22 protein-coding genes and 3 tRNA genes are annotated in these 23,387 nt (G+C 53.3%); 11 read left to right on the top strand and 14 right to left on the bottom strand.

Annotated elements, in window-relative coordinates; all coding sequences use genetic code 11:
* Positions 1–81 precede the first annotated feature (81 nt).
* Both INT32_RS05290 and INT32_RS05285 read left to right on the top strand, forming a co-directional pair.
* Positions 82–855, top strand: a complete 774-nt coding sequence (locus INT32_RS05290; protein ID WP_193087693.1) for an SDR family oxidoreductase — start codon at positions 82–84, stop codon at positions 853–855.
* 448 nt (positions 856–1,303) lie between these two features.
* Positions 1,304–1,555 (top strand): hypothetical protein, encoded by a 252-nt coding sequence (locus INT32_RS05285; RefSeq protein ID WP_193087692.1) that lies wholly within the window; start codon positions 1,304–1,306, stop codon positions 1,553–1,555.
* A 312-nt stretch (positions 1,556–1,867) separates the two neighbouring features.
* On the opposite strand, the gene arsH is transcribed toward INT32_RS05285, so the two are convergent.
* Positions 1,868–2,578 carry an arsenical resistance protein ArsH gene (arsH, locus tag INT32_RS05280; protein WP_370540181.1) on the bottom strand — a complete coding sequence of 237 codons (711 nt, stop codon included), beginning with the start codon at positions 2,576–2,578 and terminating at the stop codon, positions 1,868–1,870.
* 101 nt (positions 2,579–2,679) lie between these two features.
* Positions 2,680–3,090 carry an arsenate reductase (glutaredoxin) gene (gene arsC / locus INT32_RS05275; protein WP_193087690.1) on the bottom strand — a complete coding sequence of 137 codons (411 nt, stop codon included), beginning with the start codon at positions 3,088–3,090 and terminating at the stop codon, positions 2,680–2,682.
* A 171-nt stretch (positions 3,091–3,261) separates the two neighbouring features.
* Between arsC and INT32_RS05270 the strand changes: the two genes are divergently transcribed.
* Positions 3,262–3,609: a helix-turn-helix transcriptional regulator gene (locus INT32_RS05270; RefSeq protein WP_193087689.1), complete on the top strand. Its 348-nt coding sequence runs from the start codon at positions 3,262–3,264 to the stop codon at positions 3,607–3,609.
* 83 nt (positions 3,610–3,692) lie between these two features.
* Positions 3,693–4,979: an arsenic transporter gene (locus INT32_RS05265; protein ID WP_193087688.1), complete on the top strand. Its 1,287-nt coding sequence runs from the start codon at positions 3,693–3,695 to the stop codon at positions 4,977–4,979.
* A gap of 71 nt (positions 4,980–5,050) precedes the next feature.
* On the opposite strand, the gene INT32_RS05260 is transcribed toward INT32_RS05265, so the two are convergent.
* Both INT32_RS05260 and INT32_RS05255 read right to left on the bottom strand, forming a co-directional pair.
* On the bottom strand, positions 5,051–5,557 hold the full coding sequence (locus tag INT32_RS05260; protein WP_193087687.1) for an arsenate reductase ArsC: 507 nt from the start codon (positions 5,555–5,557) through the stop codon (positions 5,051–5,053).
* A 348-nt stretch (positions 5,558–5,905) separates the two neighbouring features.
* Positions 5,906–7,531 (bottom strand): Hint domain-containing protein, encoded by a 1,626-nt coding sequence (locus tag INT32_RS05255; protein ID WP_193087686.1) that lies wholly within the window; start codon positions 7,529–7,531, stop codon positions 5,906–5,908.
* Positions 7,532–7,966: 435 nt separating this feature from the next.
* On the opposite strand from INT32_RS05255, the gene INT32_RS05250 reads away from it, so the two are divergent.
* Positions 7,967–8,458 carry a transposase gene (locus INT32_RS05250; RefSeq protein WP_193087685.1) on the top strand — a complete coding sequence of 164 codons (492 nt, stop codon included), beginning with the start codon at positions 7,967–7,969 and terminating at the stop codon, positions 8,456–8,458.
* A gap of 135 nt (positions 8,459–8,593) precedes the next feature.
* On the opposite strand, the gene INT32_RS05245 is transcribed toward INT32_RS05250, so the two are convergent.
* From INT32_RS05245 to kdgD, 7 genes are all read right to left on the bottom strand, one after another.
* Positions 8,594–8,670, bottom strand: a tRNA-Asp gene (locus INT32_RS05245).
* Positions 8,671–8,716: 46 nt separating this feature from the next.
* Positions 8,717–8,792, bottom strand: a tRNA-Glu gene (locus tag INT32_RS05240).
* 142 nt (positions 8,793–8,934) lie between these two features.
* A tRNA-Ala gene (locus INT32_RS05235) sits at positions 8,935–9,010 on the bottom strand.
* A 143-nt stretch (positions 9,011–9,153) separates the two neighbouring features.
* Complete coding sequence (locus INT32_RS05230; protein ID WP_193087684.1) at positions 9,154–10,002, bottom strand: NAD(P)H-hydrate dehydratase; 849 nt, start codon at positions 10,000–10,002, stop codon at positions 9,154–9,156.
* A gap of 218 nt (positions 10,003–10,220) precedes the next feature.
* On the bottom strand, positions 10,221–10,949 hold the full coding sequence (locus INT32_RS05225; protein ID WP_193087683.1) for a FadR/GntR family transcriptional regulator: 729 nt from the start codon (positions 10,947–10,949) through the stop codon (positions 10,221–10,223).
* 158 nt (positions 10,950–11,107) lie between these two features.
* On the bottom strand, positions 11,108–12,658 hold the full coding sequence (gene garD, locus INT32_RS05220; RefSeq protein ID WP_193087682.1) for a galactarate dehydratase: 1,551 nt from the start codon (positions 12,656–12,658) through the stop codon (positions 11,108–11,110).
* Between the two features lie 125 nt (positions 12,659–12,783).
* Positions 12,784–13,695, bottom strand: a complete 912-nt coding sequence (gene kdgD / locus INT32_RS05215) for a 5-dehydro-4-deoxyglucarate dehydratase (protein WP_193087681.1) — start codon at positions 13,693–13,695, stop codon at positions 12,784–12,786.
* A gap of 380 nt (positions 13,696–14,075) precedes the next feature.
* Between kdgD and INT32_RS05210 the strand changes: the two genes are divergently transcribed.
* From INT32_RS05210 to INT32_RS05200, 3 genes are all read left to right on the top strand, one after another.
* Complete coding sequence (locus INT32_RS05210) at positions 14,076–14,726, top strand: methylated-DNA--[protein]-cysteine S-methyltransferase (RefSeq protein WP_193087680.1); 651 nt, start codon at positions 14,076–14,078, stop codon at positions 14,724–14,726.
* A 145-nt stretch (positions 14,727–14,871) separates the two neighbouring features.
* Positions 14,872–16,404, top strand: coding sequence for a phospholipase D-like domain-containing protein (locus tag INT32_RS05205; RefSeq protein ID WP_193087679.1), 1,533 nt, complete (start codon positions 14,872–14,874; stop codon positions 16,402–16,404).
* A gap of 159 nt (positions 16,405–16,563) precedes the next feature.
* Positions 16,564–17,148, top strand: a complete 585-nt coding sequence (locus INT32_RS05200) for an NUDIX hydrolase (protein ID WP_193087678.1) — start codon at positions 16,564–16,566, stop codon at positions 17,146–17,148.
* A gap of 71 nt (positions 17,149–17,219) precedes the next feature.
* On the opposite strand, the gene INT32_RS05195 is transcribed toward INT32_RS05200, so the two are convergent.
* From INT32_RS05195 to INT32_RS05185, 3 genes are read right to left on the bottom strand one after another with little or no spacing between them, the layout of a single operon-like run.
* Entirely contained in the window at positions 17,220–18,353 is a 1,134-nt protein-coding gene (locus tag INT32_RS05195; protein WP_193087677.1) for a succinylglutamate desuccinylase/aspartoacylase family protein, read from the bottom strand.
* Positions 18,353–19,069 (bottom strand): ABC transporter permease, encoded by a 717-nt coding sequence (locus INT32_RS05190; protein WP_193087676.1) that lies wholly within the window; start codon positions 19,067–19,069, stop codon positions 18,353–18,355. The genes INT32_RS05195 and INT32_RS05190 overlap by 1 nt, the downstream gene beginning before the upstream one ends.
* Positions 19,062–19,769: an ABC transporter permease gene (locus INT32_RS05185; RefSeq protein WP_193087675.1), complete on the bottom strand. Its 708-nt coding sequence runs from the start codon at positions 19,767–19,769 to the stop codon at positions 19,062–19,064. The genes INT32_RS05190 and INT32_RS05185 overlap by 8 nt, the downstream gene beginning before the upstream one ends.
* 446 nt (positions 19,770–20,215) lie before the next feature.
* Here INT32_RS05185 and INT32_RS05180 point away from each other — a divergent pair, with 446 nt between their 5' ends.
* From INT32_RS05180 to INT32_RS05170, 3 genes are all read left to right on the top strand, one after another.
* On the top strand, positions 20,216–21,004 hold the full coding sequence (locus INT32_RS05180; RefSeq protein WP_193087674.1) for a lysine/arginine/ornithine ABC transporter substrate-binding protein: 789 nt from the start codon (positions 20,216–20,218) through the stop codon (positions 21,002–21,004).
* Between the two features lie 323 nt (positions 21,005–21,327).
* Positions 21,328–22,386, top strand: coding sequence for a biotin synthase BioB (bioB, locus tag INT32_RS05175; protein ID WP_193087673.1), 1,059 nt, complete (start codon positions 21,328–21,330; stop codon positions 22,384–22,386).
* A gap of 69 nt (positions 22,387–22,455) precedes the next feature.
* Positions 22,456–23,319: an EamA/RhaT family transporter gene (locus tag INT32_RS05170; protein ID WP_193087672.1), complete on the top strand. Its 864-nt coding sequence runs from the start codon at positions 22,456–22,458 to the stop codon at positions 23,317–23,319.
* Positions 23,320–23,387: the final 68 nt, after the last annotated feature.

The raw sequence follows: 23,387 nt of genomic DNA, 5'->3' as shown, positions 1-23,387 counted from the left end.
GCTTTATTTGAGATTTACGATCAATTAATCTATATGACAAACGTGGCAATACGTCGCGTCCCAACTCCAGAGGAAAAACATATGTCCCGAAATACAATTGAAGGAAAAGTGGTTCTCATTGCAGGCGGCGCAAAAAACCTGGGCGGACTGCTGGCACGCGAATTCGCCCAGCACGGCGCAAAAGCCGTAGCCATTCACTATCACGGCGGCCAGGCCAAATCTGCGGCCGACCAGACGATTGCAGCAATCGAACAAGCCGGCGCCAAGGCAGTTGCCTTTCAGGCTGATCTGAGCAGCGCGGCCGCCATGGAAAAACTGTTTGCCGACACCATTGCCGCAGTGGGACGACCGGACATTGCCATTAACACAGTTGGCATGGTTCTTAAAAAACCGATGACCGAAGTCACAGAAAAGGAATTTGATCAATCCAGTGCGGTGAACGTCAAATCCGCTTTCTTCTTTCTCAAGGAAGCAGGCAAGGCGGTCAACGATAATGGCAAGATCTGCACCCTGGTCACGTCCCTGCTGGGTGCCTATACGCCTTTTTATTCTGCCTATGAAGGACTGAAAGCACCCGTTGAACACTTCACCCGTGCAGCTTCAAAAGAGTTTGGCGCGCGAGGCATTTCGGTCACCGCCATCGGCCCGGGCCCCATGGATACCCCGTTCTTTTATCCGGCCGAAGGCAAAGAAGCAGTGGAATATCACAAGACAGCGGCAGCCCTGTCACCCTTTTCCAAAACCGGACTTACGGATATTGAAGATATCGTGCCATGGGTCCGCTTCATGGTATCTGAAGGCTGGTGGATGACCGGCCAGACCATTCTGGTCAATGGTGGCTACACCACAAAATAATAGCCCGCTAAGCTGGACGCCCCCCAATAAACTGCGCTCAAAAAGCTGGACACCGAGCCCGTTTTTGAGCGCAGCTCAATCCTGTCTGGACGGATAAGCCGTATCTGTGCCTTGTCCCGCGGCAAAGTGCTCCAAAACACCCTCTGCATGCACAACACGACTTCATTGCCCCCAACACCCGCCGCAATGCCGCACAGCGTATAGCCGATGACCGCGCATAACGGAACTACCGGCGCGTACGTGCAGCGTCTCTGTTCGCGGCGAGACATGAGCATGAGTGATTGCATGCGTGATTATATGTGCGCTGGGCGCTTGGTATGTTCGTTTGCGACACTGAACCGATACCGCCACTTTTCATTCAGGATACCGGAGCGGATTAACCGCTATGCAGAAACCATGATCAATGATTTAATGAACATTCATTCTTTTTTTCAGGGGAGAAAATATAATGCGTCAACTGTCGTCAACCAAAACCATCGTAGCCATGAGCCTTGTGCTGGCCGGCCTGCTGAGCGGATGCCAGGCGCTGGACGATATGGAAGCAGATGGATACCGCAAGCAGTGCGCCACGCTGGGTATCCAACCTGGTTCACCTCATTTTGACCAATGCATGCTGCAACAACAGGCTCTTAACGAAAACGAAACCGAGAGATCGCTGGATCGGATACAAAGAGACGAAGCCGCCAGGCACAGAAAATAGCCTGCCACAAACATAATATGCCGCCTGTCACAATAGACGACAGGCCATCTATTTCCCGGCCATCTCCGGAGGACAGCCGGCCGACAGACAAATTCCTGCTGCTTTTGCCGACGCGAAAAAAATATGACATCTGTATAAGTGCGGGGCAGTGGAAAATCAAAAACAGCACACCAGCATTGGCAGTTCAAAAGAAGCCTGGCACACGGCGCGGCAACTGTCCTTCATGACATGACACCCACGCTGCCAAGTGTATGAAACACAATCATTTATCGGCTCAAACCCGTTGAGCTTGAACCGCAGAATCTCTTGAAGTCAAACCTCTTGATTCATTGCCGCCTCGGTGTGGCGCAGGGCCGATGCGGCAACACCCTTTCTTTCACTATACCTTTCTGTAAGATAATCGCTACGGCTTCGTATTAGCAAGGTGAATTTGTAGAGCTCTTCCATCACATCCACGACCCGGTCATAGTATGGAGATGGTTTCATTCGATCATTCTCATCAAACTCCAGGTAAGCTTTTGCCACTGAAGATTGATTAGGAATAGTCACCATGCGCATCCAGCGTCCCAGAATTCTTAAGGAATTGACAGCATTAAAGGACTGCGAGCCCCCAGACACCTGCATAACCGCAAGCGTTCGGCCTTGCGTCGGCCTTACGCTTCCTATCTCAAGCGGCAACCAATCGATCTGACTTTTAAAAACACCAGTCATATTGCCATGTCGCTCAGGGCTGCACCATACCTGCCCTTCTGACCATTCTGATAATTGCCGTAATTCGGCCACTTTCGGATGACTCGCCGGCACACTATCCGGCAGCGGTAAACCGTGAGGATCAAAAATACGCGTCTCCGCCCCCAGTTTTTCGAGAATTCTGGCAGCTTCCATGGTCAACAAGCGACTGAACGAACGCTCTCTTAAAGATCCGTACAATAAAAGTATTCGTGGCGGATGTGGAAAATCTGCAGATAACTCGAGTTTCTCGATTGAAGGTGTGTCAAATTGGTCGCTGTTCAGATTTGGCATCTCGTCTGACGAAGTAAATTCTATCGATTTCATAATATTTTAATAAATAGGACAAGCTATGATCAGGGGGCCGCGCTTTGTCAGGCAGTCATGAACTCGGATCACTCATTCCTCGCTACGACCTGGCCGTCTTCTTTTACAAAGTCATTCAACTGCGGCTGAGGCAAAATATCCAGAACAACCTCTGAGGGACGACACAGTTTGACCCCCTTGGAAGTCACAACGAATGGGCGGTTAATCAGGATCGGATGCGCCTCGATTGCATCAAGCAATTGGTCTTCAGTCAACAAGGACTCTGATAGCCCCAGTTCCTGGTAAGGCGTTCCTTTTTCTCTTAGCGCCTCGCGCACCGTCAACCCTGCCTGCGAGATAAGAGATTTCACTGTTTCACGATCTGGCGGCGTTTTTAAGTATTCAATAATAGTCGGCTCAATGCCCGCATTACGTATCATTGCCAATGTGTTGCGAGAAGTGCCGCAGTCCGGGTTATGGTAGATAGTAACGTCGTTCATGTTGCTCCAAAATTTGAAAAATTACACTCTGTTAGCTGGTTAAAAACAAATAACTGGCATGTAATATGCGTGTCATAACTTCATATTACAGTCAATAAAATAGTATCAATGACAATATTATACTATAATTCTATAAATATCGAAATATCGTAGATAATATTGAGAACTGCTATGGAAACAAAAAATGCCGTGAAGGCGCTAGCCGCATTGGCCCATGAATCCCGCATGGTGGCCTATCGTCATTTAATGCAAGCCGGTCCCGGGGGTTTACAGGCGGGACAGCTGGCTGACTTGCTTGAGATCCCACCCTCCTCGCTTTCGTTTCATTTGAAAGAACTAATGAACGCCGACCTGCTGGATTCCCGGCAAGAAGGTCGGTATGTCATTTACTCGGTAAAGTTCCAGTCAATGTCAGAGTTGCTGTCATTCCTAACAGAAAACTGCTGTGGCGGGAACCTATGCATTTCAGTTTCGATGGACCCCTGCGCCAGGTCTGAAGCGTTAATCGACAATCATTAATCACATCCTCAGTGTTCTAATTCGCACCATTTCTCTATACGATGATCAGCAAAAACTGCTGATTTTATTCAACAAGGATTAACGTGTTTACAGCTGTAGCAATTTTTATTGTGACTATTGTATTAGTCATCTGGCAGCCTCGTGGATTAGGCATCGGTTGGAGCGCTTCTTTTGGAGCATTACTGGCGTTATTATTTGGTGTCATTCAAATTGGCGACATTCCGGTCGTATGGAATATCGTGTGGAATGCAACCGCCACATTTATTGCCATTATTATTATCAGCTTGTTATTAGATGAAGCTGGTTTTTTTGAATGGGCAGCCTTACATGTCGCTCGTTGGGGCGGCGGCAAGGGCAAGGTTCTATTCTGTCTGATTATTTTGCTTGGCGCTGCGGTGTCAGCATTTTTCGCCAATGATGGAGCAGCCCTTATTCTTACGCCCATTGTCATGGCAATGCTCTTGGCTCTCGGTTTCGGTCCGGGAGCTACCTTGGCTTTTGTCATGGCGGCAGGATTCATCGCCGATACGGCCAGTCTTCCTTTGATCGTTTCAAATCTGGTAAATATCGTTTCGGCAGACTTTTTCAACATTAGTTTTGCGCGGTATGCCGCTATCATGGTACCGGTTAACTTTGTATCAGTTGCAGCAACGCTACTTGTTTTACTTTGGTATTTTCGCTCAAGCGTGCCCGCTACATATGATCGCCGACAACTCAAGCAGCCGAACGAAGCGATTAAGGATTTCGCAACATTCCGTGCAGGCTGGTATGTGTTGGCATTACTTTTGATCAGTTTCTTTGTGCTTGAGAATTTCGGCATTCCAGTCAGCGCCATTGCCGCCATGGGCGCTGCCGTTTTGTTGGCTGTGGCTGGCCGCAATCATGTAATCAGCACAAAGAAGGTAATCCGCGAGGCACCTTGGTCAATTGTGATTTTCTCTTTGGGAATGTACTTGGTGGTGTATGGACTGCGCAATGCAGGCTTAACAGATTACATAGCAGGACTTTTAAACGATTTGGCAGACAAAGGCCTTTGGAGCGCGGCGCTAGGGACAGGATTTTTAACAGCGTTTCTATCGTCCATCATGAATAATATGCCTACTGTACTTGTAGGCGCATTGTCGATCGAGTCTAGCCAGGCCACCGGGGTCATAAAAGAAGCCATGATTTATGCGAATGTGATCGGTAGTGACCTGGGGCCAAAAATTACGCCCATTGGTAGTCTGGCAACACTGTTATGGCTACATGTTCTGTCGCGCAAAGGCATGACGATTACATGGGCATATTATTTCCGGGTTGGTATCGTGTTGACTGTACCGGTTCTACTAGTGACGCTGGCTGCCTTGGCATTAAGGCTCACGCTGTGGTAAACAGTAAACGAATTGGCCATGGAATGAAATTGTCCATGGCCAATTAATAGATTCGATCAGCGCTGTCGTAATTAGTTGGCCGCCGGCGTATCGCCGATCTTTCTGACTTCTTTTTGAATGGCCTCTTTGTCAAGTAGGTGGAATGGCAAATTAATGAACGAGTTCATCCGCATCGTTATTTGCCTGAATACTTTATCAAACGCAGCCTGCTTCTCGTCCTCTGTACCCTGAACAGCAGCCGGGTCCTCAAAAGACCAATGTGCGGATATTGGATGCCCAGGCCATAGTGGACACACTTCTCCCGCGGCATTATCACAAACCGTAATCACAAAATCCATATGCGGCGCATCGACGGCAGCAAACTCATCCCAGCTTTTACTGCGCAGCTTGTCGGTAGGATAGCCAGTCTTTTCTACTTTATCGATAGCAAATGGATTAACCTGTCCTCCCGGGTGGCTGCCCGCACTGTAGCCAATGAATTTACCGTGGCTTAGGGTAGTCGCAAGGGCTTCTGCCATAATGCTCCGAGCAGAATTGCCAGTGCAGAGGAATAGGATGTTATAGGTTTTGTCAGTCATGAAAGCCTCAGAAAGCGGTTATTGTTGAATTCCATATTTTGATATTACTGGAACAATAGAATATTCTCGGGGATTTATATGACAAAACCGTGACACGCGATTATTAGTTGCATACAAACACCAATCGGGCTGGTGAGGCTAAGGTTTGACACGTCATCAACGATTTGTCGTGCAAGTGAATTTAGCTCACTCATCAAGGGGCAGCATATGTGCGGAAGAGTCAGTCAGAGCCGTGAACCGGATAGATATCTTGTGACGAGATCCAAGGATATGCGTGGCCTGTATGTGTAGAAAAAGCCGCACAAGAGTGCGGCTCTCCTTATAGCCGATTGCTAACTGCGCCCACTGTCAGGCTGCTTTTCGTGCTTTTTGCTGCTCGCCGGCGGTCCAGTACATATTTGTACGCAAGACACTCAAATCCAAGGCAATAGTGCTTTTTGATGCTGGTACCAGACTTGCCGGAATGACTGCCTCGCCCGTTGTCCAGCGCATATTCGTGTTATTCACGTCCTGAACCTCATGCAACCCTGTGAGCGACTTGTCAGTAATATCAATTTGATGACGAATACCATCTACAACCAGACCGATCTCGTTCAGACCGACACCAACTATGCGCATATCGCGACGGCTGTTGAGCGATGTATCACGTATGACAGTTGAGTTCGACAGGATGCGGATGTCAGATTTCAGTCCTGCGGGGAGCTCGAAACGATACACTCCGCGTTTAGCGCATGGAGTCAGTGAAGCGATCATTACGCCATTTGTCTCAACACGCAGATTGGCGTCACCTGAGCGCGTTGCACCAGTCAACACCTGCGCGCGATCGAACAGTTCTTGGCGAATGGGTTGAATGATTTCAGGTGTAATTTTCTGAACGTAATCAGGCAGAACAACACGCTCAGGCGCAGGTCCAAAATCAGGATGCGCGGCTACGGTATGGGCGTTTTCAAATGATTGGCGATAATCGCCAACGTCCAGATAGCTTTCTGCAGCAGCGCCTTCGGCCAGCAGCATGTCGAATTTCTCCAACTCGACGTGATAGTACTCGAACTGCTGAACGTCGAAGTCCTGGATAACGGTGATGCCGTTGACCAAGGACAGAGCGGGAACCAGGGCGCCATCAAAGTTGAAGCGATGGCCAGGAGAGACAGTCAGATCGCGGTGCGGCACATTTTTAGAGAAAGCGCCTTTACAAATACGAATTGGAGAAGCGCGTAAGACGAGAGATTCGGGGATGCGATTTCTGTTCAGTTTGCGAAAGCCCAGCCATTTGACTGTGGCAACACCGCCACTTGCGGTCAGTACTTTATCACCTGCTTTTAAGGTTTCGACTTTGACTTCCCCGTCGGGTGTCGCGATGTGTGTACCTTTTAAGTAACATGTGATTGTCAGTATGTCACCTTCCAATTCCATAGGGTCATTCAGCCATGGGGCTTTGAAATTACCAACGATTTCACCATCACTGTTTTTGAAAGTAAGCACCTCATCGATATAACTATAACTATCAGCGCCGATAACCTGTAATTCGGAACCAGGATGCATAGCATATATCAGGATCTCTGGGCTGGACTGATCGATATTGGTTCCTGTCGAGTCATATATAATTTTGCTGTTCCCATAAGCCCGAATATCTAAAGGGACTTGCCCACTGGATATAAACTCAGGTGTAAGTTCAAGCGTGGAACCATTATTAACCTCAACAATGGGCCCGTTATAGCTACCTATATACGAGCCATCAAACGCAACAAGTTTGACATCAGCACCATCGTCTAAGTGTAAAGAGGTATTGGCTTCGTACCGACCGCTCGATACTGTCAAATTGAGCGGATCCGGCGAGCCGGACGGATTTGTGATTTTTAAATTGCTGAGCGCGCCCATAGGCCCCAACTGAACATTAAGCGTGCCGTCTGCTTCGTAGTCAGCTTGATCAACTGTTAGTTGATCTATGGATTCATCAATATATATATCTGCCATGAGTTCACCTATCCTGTTAATTGGTTATCTTTGATGGGCGACTTAGCTTATTCACCCTTACGGCTGTAAATAATTGAAATATTTTATAGACAAATTATTAACAAACATCAGATGAAAATCAATGATTTTTAAATAAAAACAATGACGTATGAAAAATAATGAACCAATTGTCAGCGTAGATAGGAACCAGTGACAGTCTATGCAATCACTATTGGGATATTGACTCAGGTTGGGCTGGCTGTAAGAAAATCATCATTCAATAGAGCTACGATGTTCGTCACCAAATTATGACCGATCAGGGGCCTACGCTATGTGGACCTGTGTAAATTGCGGCTTGGATATTCTGTATCAGACTGCCGAGGTGGAAATAGCTAGGGACCGCTGCTTTTGCATCTGCCCGGAATGTTTGGCCGACCGGTTTCATGTGGTGTGCGATTGGTCAATCAGCATTTTATGAAGCTGTGGCAGCAGCACGACCCCGAGGGCCGCAAGAACCGGGGGTTGATCAACCTGATGCGCCGCCACCACTGGAAGCTGAGCTCGCAGCAGAAGGCGCGGCTGGAGCAGTACCTGGCGCGATACCCCGTGCTACGCTCACTTTACGTTGCTCGCCAGCAACTGAACGGGTTTCTGGTGCAAAAGAACATCCGGGCAAAACAGGCCACACGGCTGCTGCCCCGGTTGCTTGGGCTACTGGAGCAGTTCGCTTACAGTCCCGCGAGTGCCCTGGCCAGCACGCTTAAGTCCTGGCTGGAGCCGATTGTGCGGATGTGGCGTTTCTCCAAATCGAACGGCATTACCGAGGGCTTCCATACTAAAATGGAAATGCTCTCGCGGCGTGCATATGGATTTAGAAATTTTGAGAATTACCGGCTGAGGGTCTTGGCCCAATGCGGTTGGAATGGAGTGATTAATCGAGTTTGGTGAATGCCATCCCCCGTTTATGGGGTAGAGCCAGCAACTGAATAGACGGCTGGAAATCACCACTTGCGAAAAAGCGTCACCACTTCATCATATGAAATAATCGAAAGACAATTAAGTGATTGATTTACAACAAAGATATGGCGGAGCGGACGGGACTCGAACCCGCGACCCCCGGCGTGACAGGCCGGTATTCTAACCAACTGAACTACCGCTCCGCAGCGGTGAAATTTTTCAAACAATCTGTTTATAAAACAAAATGTCTGGCGTCCCCTAGGGGATTCGAACCCCTGTACCCACCGTGAAAGGGTGGTGTCCTAGGCCTCTAGACGAAGGGGACAGGACTGTACTAACTTTTTCTCTCAAACCTTGTATTTACGTTGGCATGTAAATACTGCCTGAAACTACTAACCAGTCAATTTAAGAATCCGAGATTCTATCACATCTTCTGGTTTCCTGCCAACAACTTTGTTGAAATTTTTTGGTGGAGATAAGCGGGATCGAACCGCTGACCTCTTGCATGCCATGCAAGCGCTCTCCCAGCTGAGCTATACCCCCACACGCCTCAACTAATGTTGTCTAGCGAAGAAGCGGAATTATGACTTCTTTTGCGCTCTTGCGCAAGCTTTTTCGGCAATGCAATAAAAATACAACAATTTGCCCGCCTATTGAAGCTTGGCCCGGGCGCAAAGCATCCGGCATCACGAGTCGGTCATCACCATTGCATTGCGTACACGACGCGCTGCCAGCAAGACATCGGTGGCCGTCAGGCCGATAGGGCCCGTGCCCTCTTTGACCAATAGATCGGCCGCGGCACCATGCAGCCACACTGCACCAGATATTGCCTGGCCCGCTTCAATGCCTTGCGCCAGACATGCGCCCAGCATCCCCGCCAGGACGTCGCCGGTGCCACCAGAGGCCAGCCCGGGGTTCCCGGTATTGTTCACATGGGTGTCTCCCTGTGGCGAGCAGATGACCGTTCTGTAGCCCTTGAGCACCGTCCACGCCTCATATTTCTTGCTGATTGCCACGGCGGCACGCGCCCGGCCCTGTTGCACTTCTGTCACGTCGCAATCGAGCAGCCTTGCCGCTTCCTGAGGATGCGGCGTGAGCACCAGTACCCGATTACGCGCGCCGGCGCCAATTTTCCCCTGTGCCAGCAAAGTCAGGCCGTCTGCATCCAGTACCAACGGAATATCAAGGGTCGCCCGAAAGACCTGGTACAGCAGGCCCAGTGACTTCTCATCCAGCCCCATGCCCACACCGGCCACGCACACGGTCATCTGGTCCGAACGCAGCAACTGGTCGGCGCGCCCCAGCATCAGTTCGGGGTGCGAAGGGTCAACAACAAAAGGCAAATCATCAACAAACCCGACTTTCACTTTGCCTGCGCCCTGCATCAGGGCTGCCCGGGCAGCCAGCAATGCAGCCCCCGTCATGCCAGGCGCCCCGCCGATGACGCCGACGGTACCGAAGCTGCCCTTGTGACTGTCTGCGAGACGGGGGCGACACAGCGCGGGAAAATGTTGTCTTGCGTATTCGACTGTCATAGTGCTCCTTTGTCATTGCAGGGACCAGGCCAAACGCCCTTGCGGCAAAACGACAGGCTTCTCGCTGATGCCATTGAGGCTTTGGCTTTTTTGTCTTTCAGCTCAATGACAGCACAGTCGCACGGGTCCGTCAAGGACCACGAAGCGTTCGGCCGGCGCAAGGACCGGCACAGGCAGCTGCACATAAAAACCCACGCACGACAGCGTGGCGGCACCGTTTATTTGCTCGCCGACCTCATGCGCTGGCGGCTATTGATAATATGCATACGCATGGCGGCACGCGCAGCATCGGCATCCTGCGCCGCGATGGCGTTAAATATTGCCTCATGCTCCATGTTAAGGCGTTGCTGGTACATGGCTTTTTCCTGATCGAAAATCGCCAGCCGGCTGCGCGGTATCGCGTGTTTGCCCAACTGGCGCAGCAGATCCAGAAAGTGCGAGTTGTGTGTCGCCTTGGCGATCTGTTCATGGAACTGAAAATCGACATCCACCGAAATATCGCGGGAAATATCTTCCTTGACCAAGGCGCGCAGAATGCGCTCAAGCTCTGCCAACTGTTCGTCGGTGCGCCGCTGGGCCGCCAGGCCTGCCGCCTCGGACTCCAGGCATGCCCGCACCTCCAGCACGGCGGCCAGCTCTTCGGCCGTACCCGGCGACATGGTGCTGCGATCGAAAATCACATCTTTGACAGAAGGCTCACGCACGAAGGTTCCGACACCGTGGCGCGTTTCGACCAGGCCACGCGCCTGCAATTGTGAAATGGCTTCGCGAATAACACTTCTGCTCACGCCAAAGGCTTCGACAAATTCGGATTCTGTCGGGAGCTTTTTCCCCACTTCCAGGCTGCCCGACTGGATTTTTTCGGTCAGTTGCTCGACCACTTCATCCGAGAGCGTTCTGCCTCTTTTTTTAATTGGGCCAGCGTTAATCAATAGGCGGGTTGGCATAGGTACTGTGGTCACCGTAAGAATAGTTTGGTTACAGGTAGGAAAAGTATGATTTTAAAACGTTTTTTCCTAAAAACGGCCAGAACGCCTCCAGTTCCAGGATTGTTCTGCGACATTTGAAAATGACAGGCCGGTTAGCTCCGATCGGAATACCACCATCAGGTCACCGGCGCCGGGTTAAACAGGACCAATGAATTGTGCAGTTTGAGCTTTTCGGCACAGGATTGCTGCCGGCCACTGGCAATGGATAACATCAGATCAAACAGTTCCTGGCCCACCTGTTCAATGGTGGCCTGGCCCGTGGCAATCTGGCCCGCATTCAGATCCATCAGATCAAACCAGCGTCGCGCCAGGCTGTCGCGAGTCGCCACCTTGATCACGGGCACCGCCGCCAGGCCATAGGGCGTCCCTCTGCCGGTGGTAAAGACATGCAGATTCATGCCTGCAGCCAGTTGCAGGGTGCCACAAATAAAATCGCTGGCCGGCGTGGCCAGAAAATTGAGTCCCTTGTTGGCCACTCTTTCACCGGGCGCAACCACGCCGTTGATCGCCGTCGTGCCCGATTTGACAATCGAGCCCATCGCTTTTTCCACAATATTGGACAAGCCGCCGCGCTTGTTGCCCGGACTCGTATTGGCGCTGCGATCCGCCCCTCCCTGCATCAGATAATTGTCATACCACTGCATTTCACGCAGCAGCGCCTGGCCAACTTCCGGGGTCGCCGCGCGCGCGGTCAACTGAGCAATGCCATCGCGCACTTCGGTGACCTCCGAGAACATGACCGTCGCACCGGCCCGCACCAGTAGGTCAGTCGCATACCCGACCGCCGGATTGGCGGTAACGCCGGAAAAGGCATCGCTGCCGCCGCACTGCACTCCCACCACCAGCCCCGACAGCGGACAGGGCTCACGCTTGCGGGCGTTCAACTGGGCCAGCCGTCTCTCGGCCTTTGTCATGATCGCCTCAATCATGCTGGCAAAGCCGACATTTTCTTCGTCCTGAAGCGTAATCAGATATGGGTCGTCCTGCGCTATCGGAATACTGCCGACGGGAAACATTCTTGCCGGCTGCAGTTTTTCGCAACCCAGACTGACCAGCAGAACCTGACCGCCGAAATTGGGATTCAGGCTTAGATTACGCAAGGTGCGAATCGGGATATCGGCATTGGGCGCATCAATCGCCACACCGCAACCATAACCATGCTCCAGGTACACCACATCGTCTACGTTCGGATAGCGCGGCAATAATTCTTCGCGAATTTTGCGCACTGCAAATTCAACGACGCCTGTCACGCACTGCACGGTTACGCTGATGGCCAGGATATTGCGGGTGCCAATCGTGCCGTCGGCATTGCGATACCCGTCAAAAGTCAGGCCTGTCAACGGCGCTGCCTCGCCCGGCTGGCACGTCGCCACCGGCAGCGCATCCAGCGTCGGCGCCTGCGGCATGCGCAACATGGCTTCATTGACCCAGGTGCCCGCCGCTACGTCGCACAGCGCATAACCGATGGCCACGCCGTAACGGATGACCGGTGCGTCCTTGGCAATCGCCTGCAAGGCGACCTTATGTCCCTGCGGCACTGCAGTCTGTAATGTCAGGCCACAGGCAAAGACAGCGCCGGCCGGCAGCCCGCCCTCATTGACAACAATAGCGACATTGTCCTGGCCACTGATTCGGATATATAAAGGCTTAAGTGTCTCTTGCAACATGATCCTCACTGGTAAACGAACAAGCCTGGCCTGTTGATACCTGCATTGGCCACCAGCGCTGCACGATGGTCAACATACGCTCCAATGTGTTTTAGCTCCAGGGCTGCGGGCTTGCTCACGACAAACTATTGAGGCCCCAGCTTATGAATCAGGGCAGCCAGCGCCTCGCTCTCGTGGCGGGTCAGGTTGGTCAGGGGAGCCCGCACACCGCCGGCGTCATGTCCGACAATTCTGGCGCCTTCCTTGACGATACTAACCGCATATCCCTTGCAACGATTGCGGATGACTGAATAGGGAATGAAAAAATCCGTTATCAGCTGGTCAACCGTTGCCTGGTCTCCTGCTACGATAGCACGATAAAAGTCCATGGCTGTTTTCGGAATGAAATTGAATACAGCCGACGAATACACCGGCACCCCCAGCGCCCGATAAGCGGCAGCGTAGAACTCGGCAGTGGGTAGCCCACCCAGATAAGACAGGCGCTCACCCAGACGACGGCGGATCGTGACCATCAGCTCAATATCGCCTATGCCATCCTTGTAACCCACCAGGTTCGGACAACGTTCGGCCAGCCGCTCAAGCTGATCGGCATTGAGCCGGCACAGCGATCGGTTATAAACTATAACGCCCAACCCGACCGCTTTGCATACCTGCTCCACATGCAGCGCAACACCGTCCTGATCAGCTTCGGTCAGGTAATGCGGCATCAGCAGCAATCCCTGAGCGCCGGCCTTTTCTGCCTGCTGTGCATAGCTGATCGCCAACCGGGTACCGCCACCCGCCCCAGCAATAATCGGAACTTTGCCTGCGCAGGTTTGCACTGCGGTGCTTATCACATTTGAATACTCTTGCGGCTCAAGCGAAAAAAACTCGCCTGTCCCCCCTGCGGCAAACAATGCGCTGGCGCCATAGGGCGCCAGCCATTCGAGTCGGCGCGCATAGCTGTCGGCTAGGAAATCGCCCTGCTCATCAAAATCGGTAACGGGGAAGGACAACAGTCCTTCACTGACGGTCTGTTTCAATTCCTGTGGATTCATGAATACCCTGTCGTTGAAAAAATGGAAACGCAGCGCAAGTGCCGCAAGATACATGACAATCTTGTTATCATCTTTATGTTGTATGACATCTTATTTCATTTACCCATGTCAGACAAGTGGTTTGCGGCGGAATTCGGAAAAATGGATGCTGTGCCCGACTGCCCGCAGCGCTTTCACTACAGTATCGCCTGCGTATAACCTCCAGCCCATCACGTCCTTGCCCTTGTGCCGGCCCACTCATTGTTAACCGCCGCTGGCACTGTTGCGAATATGAGCTGATCACGTAAAATCGCACCATTGACTTCTGTTCACAGTAAGATAGGTGTCTGTCCGGCGACCTTACCCACCGCGACCGGTACCGTTTCTCCTTGTTATGACCCATGCTCAATAACGAATTATTCCCGCACCCTGCTTTCACCCTGGCCCCAGAGACACTGGCGTGCCTGCAACACGGTGTTCACGCGCTCTGCGATAATCCCGTGCCCCACAGCGCCGGCGGCAAGCCGTTGCATTACCGGTTTCTGGACTCTCCTGTGGGTCCCATGATTACCATGGCGTCGGATAAAGGCGTGGTGCTGCTGGAGTTTCTGGACACGATCGAGACGATCACCAAGGAAATCACCGATTTGCGTACTCGTTACGGATTTGCCCTGAGCCGACAGGATCATCCGTGCCTGGATGCGGTACAGCAACAGATGGATGCTTATTTCGCCGGCCAAAGGCAAACATTCGAGCTCGCCCTGGATGCGCCTGGTACCGTTTTTGATGAAACCGTATGGGCGCATTTGCAGCGAATTCCTTATGGCAGGACCTGCAGTTACGGCGACCTGGCCAGCGAAATAGGCAATGGCGCGCATGCCCGCATTGTCGGCACCGCCAATCATCGCAACCGCATCAGCATTGTGATTCCCTGCCACCGGGTTATTGGCGCCGACGGCTCACTCACCGGTTATGGTGGCGGGCTGGCACGCAAGCGCTGGTTGCTGGAATTCGAAAGCGTGCATGCGTGCAGCGCCCCTCTTGCAGGATGACATTCATGAAGCGCGACCAAGGCCAAACGCACCCCACCTGGAAGCCGCTGCACTTGCCTGTTCTGGTCATCGTCCCCGGGTATCGTCGCCACCGACAGCACAATGACCCTTCTCCAGCACAACATAGCAGGCGGACGGTTCGCTGATGGGCGCGGCATGGCTGGCCAGCGAATGGTTCTGGAACGTGCTCTGGGCCGTTTATATCATCGTGATCGGGCTATGGGTGGTGCTGCAAAAGCGCCCGCCCGTCTCCACGCTTACGTGGATTCTGTTTCTAAGCTTTGTACCGGTCGTCGGTTTTGTCATTTATTATTTTTTCGGCCCGAAAAAAATCACCCGCAACAGGATTAATCGCAGCCTGAGCAAGCACCTTATTGAACGCGACGATACGTTATGGAACGTGCGCATTCAGCCTTCGGACCTGACCGAGCAGCAACGCCCCATCCATGACCTGGCCCTGCAGATCACCCACTATCCGCTGAGCTACGCAACCAGTTATAAGCTGCTATCGGGTGGCGAAAAAACCTATGACCGTATTTTCGAAGCGGTACGCGAAGCGCAGCATTACATCTTTCTTGAGTATTATATTTTTGAACAGGACCAGACCGGCACCACCCTGCGCGACCTGCTGACCGAGCGGGCCAAACAGGGCGTCAAAATCTACCTGATTGCTGATGCCATTGGTTCGCTGGGCCTGAACCGCCGTTTCATGCGCCCGTTGATCGACGCCGGAGCCAGACTGACCTTCTTTCACGACATCAGCCTGAAGCATTTGCTGTCGTTCATGAACCTGCGAAACCACCGAAAAATTGTCATCTGTGATGGCACAGTGGCTTTCACCGGCGGCATCAACATCAGCGACCAGCAAGATAGGCGTCGCAACAAGCGGGCATTTCATGACGTACACCTGGAATTGACCGGTCCGGTCGTCTCCTGGCTGGAAACCATTTTTGTCGAAGACTGGCACTATTCCACGCACGACTTGTCGGTACGTCACATGCTGCGCGAGCACTATCGTGATCGTCTTGAACGCCTGCAGGAACAGACCAAGGAAGAGACCGGCAAGGCGCCTGCTGCGCGACGCCTGGCCAATGATGAGCAAAGCCACGACAGCCAGCCGGTTCAGGAAACACCGCGCTGGATACGTACCCAGATCATTCCATCAGGCCCGGATTTTGATTACGCCTCCATTTTACGCGTCACGGTTGATGCCATACAGCGCGCGCGCCACCGCGTCTACCTGACCACACCGTACTTCGTACCGGACGCAACCTCGGCCCAGGCGCTGACCTCCGCCTCCCTGCGCGGCGTCGACGTACGCATTCTGCTGCCCAAGCAAACCGACAACTATGTGGTGACCAAGGCGGCCCAATCCTGGTTCGATGATCTGGTTGCCGCAGGCATCCGCGTCTTCGAGTACGGCCCTCGCATGCTACATACCAAAAGCATGATCGTGGACGACGACATCTCCTTTATCGGTTCGGCTAATTTCGACAACCGCAGCTTTTACCTGAATTTTGAAGTGAGCGTGCTTTGCTACGAACGCGAGGCAAACCAGGTATTGCTGGAAGAATTCAATGCCTCCATGAAATATGCGCAGGAAGTGCAACTGACGCACCAACCGTTCTTTTCCAGGCTGAGCAAAGCCGTCGCGCGGTTGTTCTCGCCTTTGCTTTGAACCGCTTGGCGCAAACCGTGAATTGGCTCTTCAGACAATCACCTCGCCTGCTACCTCGGGTCGGACAGCGATGCCACCGAAACCGGTAAGCCGGACGTCACCGTGGTAACCTATACTCATTCTTTCATCCGCATGATTATTCGATTGAGATCGCCCATTATGTCTACTTATTCATCCAGCACTTCAATCACAGACGATACGCCCGACGCGGCGTTGACCGAAACCCTGCAGGACAGCGCCTTTATTTTTGAAGGTAAGATCATCAAGGTGACGGTCGACACCGTCGTCCTGCCCAATGGCAAGACGGCGACCCGCGAAGTGGTGCGACACTGCGGCGCGGTCGCCGTGCTGGCCGTCACGCCCGAAGACAAAGTCGTTCTGGTCAGGCAGTTTCGCCACCCTACTGGCGGCCCGCTGCTGGAAATACCAGCAGGCAAACTGGATGTAGACAACGAGCCGCCCGAACAATGCGCCTATCGTGAACTGGCCGAAGAAACGCCCTATACCGCTGGCGGCATGACACTGATACACACCTTTTATACGGCACCCGGCTTTTGCGACGAGTTGATGTACATCTTCCGTGCCGAAGGCGTACGACAGGACAGCACCCTGGATTCAGATGACGATGAATTTGTGCAAACGGTATTGATGAGCCGCGAAGAAGTTCGCCAGGCCATTGACAAGCAACAGATTCGCGATGCCAAGACATTGGTGGCATTGCAATCGTGGTTGCTGGAAAAATAAGATACGCACCACGGCGACAAGCACGATGCAGCACCCTCGCATCGCGCCAGCCGCTATACAGAAACCGTACGTCAGGGCGAGAGCCCCACGCTGCCGATATCGTCGGGGCTGGACAGGCTAAGCAGCTTGGTTTCAGTCTGCGCCAGGCGTACGCCCGCAGTGGCAAATATAAACCCGCCGACCGGCGCATTGACTGGCGTCACCGTCAGCGCGACCGGATCCACGATTTCGGCCAGCAGCTGATTGCGTTGCACCCACTGCCCTGCGGCAACATGATACACCACAATACCAGCACAAGGCGTGACCACATAGGCCAGCCCGCCCAGCGGATGCGGCTCACAGCGTAATGGCGGCATTGGCGCCACCTCGGTGGCGGGCAACTGTATATAACCCTGCTGGTTCAGATATTGGATCAGCGCAAGCGCATCATGCTCGGCATACTCATGTGTCAAATCGCGATCACCGCGCAATTCAACGGTTGCCGCAAAACATGCCAGCGGAATGTTCGCCTCTGGATATACGCTTTGCAGTTTCAGCCAGGGGGTGGACACCATTTCGTCAAACGAACATGACAAAGAATCTTCGGCCAGCAACTGGCATTCGCTTTGCAGATAGCGGGCTAACGGTTCACAGCGGTCCCAAACCTGAGGCAGAGAATACACATGCATGACCGCGCGGTTATCGCAATGCAGATCCAGCACGACGTCGGCATCACACGCCATTTTCAACAGCGTGACATGCAGCTCGTCGATCAGGCGGGCGGGCGCCAGCGCATCCAGCACGTCCCGCATTTTGCCGCGGATCAGCGCCAGATTGGCCTGGGCATCTGCACCGGGCTTTTCACGGCTGTTTTGCAAAGCAGTCTGCAGGTTCTCGTATAGCGGGACACCGGTAAGACGATTGAAATTCTGTCCGGTCGGCAACTGGAAACGGCCGATATGCTCATAGAACACGGTTTGCGACAGCCCGATCGGGTTGCAAAACGGCACCAGGATAATTTCACAGTTGAGCGCGCCCTGCTGCTCCAGTTCCTGCAAACGACGATTCAGGTAAAAGGCCGCCAGCGAACCGGGCAATTCGTCCGCATGCAGACTGGCCTGCATATACACCTTGCGGCCGGTATCGGTCGGCCCGAAATGAAAGGCATTGATTTCAAATGAAGCACCGGGAGCGCTTAGTGATAAAACATGTTTTTTGTGATGCATTATGCTTGTGCCAGATGTCGGGAATTCAGATGAACAAGATAGCGCTGCTCGATTTTTCGAAAGATAAAGACCAGCACGAAATTGAGCACTAGATAAATACACGCTGCTGCCGAATAGGCAATGAATGGTTGATAGGTATTGGTCACAAACAGGCTGGCCGCGCCGGTGATTTCCATCATGGCCACCGTAGAGGCCAGCGCTGTGGAATGCATGGTCATGATGACTTCATTGCTATAGGCCGGCAATGCACGGCGCAAGCTCGACGGCAGAATAATGCGGCGCATTGCATTGCGTCGATTCATGCCATAGGCGCGAGCCGCCTCAATTTCTCCGCGATCGGTATTTTTGATGGCGCCGGAAAAAATCACTGTGGAATAGGCTGCTGTGTTCAGTGTCAGGGCAGCCAGCACCCAGACAAAGCCTTCCTTGAGAAAGCCGAAGCCGGGCTGCGACATGAGCTGTCCGATGAAGTTAAAACTGGGAATGCCGTAATAAATAATATAGATCTGCACCAGCAGCGGCGTGCCGGTAAAGAAGTAGGTGAAGGCATGAACCAGGCGTGCGGATAGCGTATGCTGGCGCTGGTGAATCACGGACAGCGGAATGGCCATGCACAGCCCCACCGCCACTGACAAGGCCGTGAGCGTGAGCGTGAGCGGCGCTGCCCGCAAACAGGTGACCAACGCGTCAAGAAACAGGGAAAGCGTTTCAGACATGCGCGTCCTCTCTGGCAAAACCACGTTGATAATGCTTGTCCAGATATCGGAACACATACAGCGATACCGTAGTGAGCAGCAGGAACAACAGCGCCGAGACGGTGTTAAAGACAAAAGGCATGTGGGTTGCGCTGCCGGCCTGCTGTGCAATGCGCGTCATATCATCCAGGCCGATAATGGATACCAGCGCCGTGGCCTTGGTCAGGACCAGCCAATTATTGCGTACACTGGGCAGGGCAAAACGCATCATCAGCGGAAAGGTTATGCGTTGCAGCACCTGCAGGCCACGCATACCGTAGGCGTGGCCGGCTTCAATCTGTCCGTAGGGGATGGCCATGATGGCGCCACGGAAGGTTTCAGTGAAATATGCGCCAAAAATAAATGACAGGGTCAGTACGCCCGCTGCAAAAGGGCTGATTTCGAAGTAATCCAGCTCCCAGGCTTCGGTAATGGCGTTCAGGCCGATTTGCGCACTGTAGTACACCATCAGCATCCAGATCAGGTCGGGCACCCCGCGCACGACGCTGGAATAGACCCAGCCAAGACGAGCGAGCAGGCGATTGCGCGACAGCCGCATATTGGCACCCACCAACCCGATAACGACAGAAATGACCAGCGATAGCACGGCAATTTCGAGGGTCAGCACCGCGCCCTGCAAAATGCGGGGCAGATACTGACCGATCAGATTTATTTCTTCCATCCTGTTTCCCATTACATGGCGCTGCGCATACTTTTTGACTATACACAACCCATTCGTTGCAGTGCCTGACGGGCAAAGAACAATACCATTGGCCACAGCCAGACCGCAATAACTGGCCCGGCGCATGCCCCGGTTCGGTAAAACCGGTGCCATTGGCGCCCAATTTTATCCGCCATCCCGGCGCCCGCGGCCATTATATCGCCCTGACCGTTGAAATAAACCGCCGGTTTTCCCTTAGCCCTCTATGCCGCCTGAGGGAAACTCCCTGTACATTTTCCGGCTGATGCTGTCATAATCTTCAATCTGGACCACCGCCTGCGGTGGTGCGACAACGCTGCAAACGGCAACAGATCGGGCAAAGGCCTCATGCTACCAGGTATGCATCCGGCGCCGGCCTGAAGACTGTTTGTCCGCTGCAGCACTGCTTACGTCATTTAGGAATATCCATGAACCTGAAAAAACACGTTTTCGGAATCGGTCTGTGCGCAATCGCGCTGGCTGTTTCCACCTCAGCCGTCGCGGCTGACAAAACCATCCGCTTCGGTACGGACGCAACATACGCGCCTTTTGAGTCCACCAGTCCATCCGGCGAAATTGTCGGCTTCGATATCGACGTGGCCAAGGCCATGTGCGAAAAAATGCAAGCCAAATGCACTTTCCAGAATCAGGGCTGGGACGGCATTATTCCCGCATTGCGCGCCAAGAAATTTGACGTCATCGCCTCTTCCATGAGCATTACGCCCGAGCGTGAAAAAGCGGTACTGTTTACGCAGAAAATCTGGACCACGCCCAATATGTTTGTCGCCAAAAAAGGCGCAACCTATCAGTCTACCGCTGAAGGCCTCAAGGGTCTGGATCTGGGCGTGCAGCAAGGCACCATCCAGGACAAATACGCGACCAAGTACTTCAAGGACACCAATATCAAGCGCTATAAAACGCTGGAAGATGCCTATAACGATCTGACTACCGGCCGCGTCAATGTTGTGTTTGCCGATGGCGGCGTGACGACCGAGTTCGTCAACAGCCCGGGCGGCCAAGACTTCCAGCTTGTGGGCGACCCGATCCCCTCTTCTGCCGATCCCGAGATTTTCGGCCAGGGCACCGGTTTTGCCGTGCGCAAGAACGATACCGAACTGAAGGACGCACTGAACAAGGCATTTGATGAAATCCGCAAGGATGGCACCTATCAGAAAATTGCCGATAAATATTTCAAATACGATATTTACGGCGGCTGATCCGGCACGCGAAGCGGCAGGCAGCCTTGCCGCTGTTGCCGCTGGCGAACCAGCGCCACCCACTGCATTCCCTGCTAGGGTACCGCGCCCGCCCAGGGAATGTATTTTTTTGCGAAACGCCCGACACGCTCGTCAACACACCACAACAAAAAATAATAACTTCCATTAATTCGCATCAAAACACACCAACTCGCAGCCATCGTGCAATTAATTTAAATTGCATCAATTAAATCGCTTGCGTAGCATACGTTTACATCGTCACACTCCTTTGCCCTGCACTGCCTGTACGGCAAGACACTATCTAAACGACAAGGAACGTAAGCATGGATACCCTTTCAGTGCACAAAAACCATGAGTCCGGCGCCGCATGGACGGTCCAGGCCATACTGGACCTATACCAGTTACCTTTCATGGATTTGCTTTTCCGCGCCCAGCAGGTGCATCGCGAACATCACGAGCCCAACGCAGTGCAGCTTTCCAGCCTGCTTTCCATCAAGACTGGCGGCTGCCCTGAAGACTGTTCCTATTGCCCGCAGTCTTCCCGCTACGACACCGCTGTGGAGCGTGAAAAACTCATGCCGCTGGACCAGGTGATACACGCGGCGCAGCAGGCCAAAGCCGCGGGCGCGCAGCGCTTCTGCATGGGCGCCGCCTGGCGTAATCCCAAGCCGCATCAGGTCGATGCGGTCGCCGAGATGATCCGCGCCGTAAAGGAGCTGGGCCTTGAAACCTGTGTCACGCTGGGCATGTTGCGTGACGGCCAGGCAGCACAACTGAAGCAGGCCGGGCTGGACTATTACAACCATAATCTGGATACCTCGCCTGAGTTTTACGGGCAAATCATTACGACCCGCACCTATCAGGACCGCCTGGATACGCTGGAGCGTGTACGCGATGCAGGCATTCACGTATGTTGCGGCGGCATTGTCGGCCTGGGCGAGTCGCGTCGCGAGCGGGCCGGACTGATTGCCCAACTGGCCAACATGAATCCCTATCCGGAATCCGTGCCGATCAACAACCTGGTCAAAGTGCAAGGCACACCCCTGGCCGACAATGAAGAGATCGACCCATTCGAGTTCGTTCGTACAATCGCGGTTGCCCGCATTACCATGCCCGGCACCTTTGTACGCCTGTCAGCCGGACGCGAAGCCATGCCCGACAGCCTGCAGGCCCTATGCTTCATGGCCGGGGCTAACTCCATGTTCTACGGCGAAAAACTGCTCACTACCGGTAACCCGCAGTTGCAGGCAGACCAGGCATTGTTCCAGCGACTCGATCTCAAACCGGTGGGCCGGTGCCACACAGATGACCCGGTAACACCAGCGGCGGACACAGCTGCCCGACCATGCGCCTGCACCAGCAGCGCCCTGGCGGCGTCCTGACCAACCTGACAAATCCGACCACGGCATCACCGTAACCTGATATCACCCTTTCTCATTCACAATTGAAATATGACCTATCTCATTCTAAGCATTCTTTGCAGTGTGGCTGTCTCGGTGCTGCTCAAGGTCGCCCGCCGCCAGGGAGTTGATATCCGCCAGGCCATCGCCTTCAATTATGTGATGGCCTGCGCACTGACCTGGTTCCTGCTTGCACCTTCGCTGGAACCCAAGGCCGGCCACCACTTTCCATGGCTGCTTTTCGCCATACTGGGCATCATACTGCCGGTGCTGTTCGTGATCATGTCGCGGGGGGTGGAATATGCCGGCATTGTGCGCTCCGATGCCGCGCAGCGGCTGTCCCTGTTTCTGACAGTGCTGGCCTCGTTTGTCCTGTTTGGCGAAGCACTCTCGGTCAATCGCGGCCTGAGCCTGGCGCTGGCATTTGCCGCGTTGTTCTGCCTGCTGTGGAAGCCGGCTGATACTACGCCAGGCACCAGCGTGCGCCAGGGCGCGTTGTATCTCTTTCTGATCTGGCTTGGCTATGGTGTGGTCGATATGCTGTTCAAACAGATCGCCAAAACCGGCACGGCATTTTCCAGCGGTTTGTTTTTATCTTTTGTACTTGCCGGTGTCATTATGTTTGGGTATCTGCTGGTACGCCGCACGCAATGGAATGGCCGCAGCGTCCTGGGGGGGCTGCTGCTGGGCCTGCTCAATTTTTGCAATATTCTTTTTTATATTCGCGCCCACCAGACTTTCCATGAGAATCCGACGCTGGTGTTTACGGTCATGAATATTGGCGTGATCAGTCTGGGCACGATTGTGGGGGCCGTCGTGTTTCGCGAGAAAATCAGCCGCATCAATCTGCTGGGTATTGCACTTGCCATTATTGCGGTTCTCACGCTGTACTACTGGACAGTGGTCAGCGGGTGACGGATGCGCCAGTACAGGATGAGGTCTTCGGCTGATCGCAGCCTGCGCCCTGGCGCATAACAGCATAG

Source organism: Advenella sp. FME57, from assembly GCF_014897675.1.
In the GTDB taxonomy this organism is placed as follows: Bacteria; Pseudomonadota; Gammaproteobacteria; order Burkholderiales; family Burkholderiaceae_B; genus Advenella.
The sequence above is the reverse complement of the archived record's forward strand: the minus strand, read 5'-3'. Positions and strand labels throughout refer to the sequence as shown.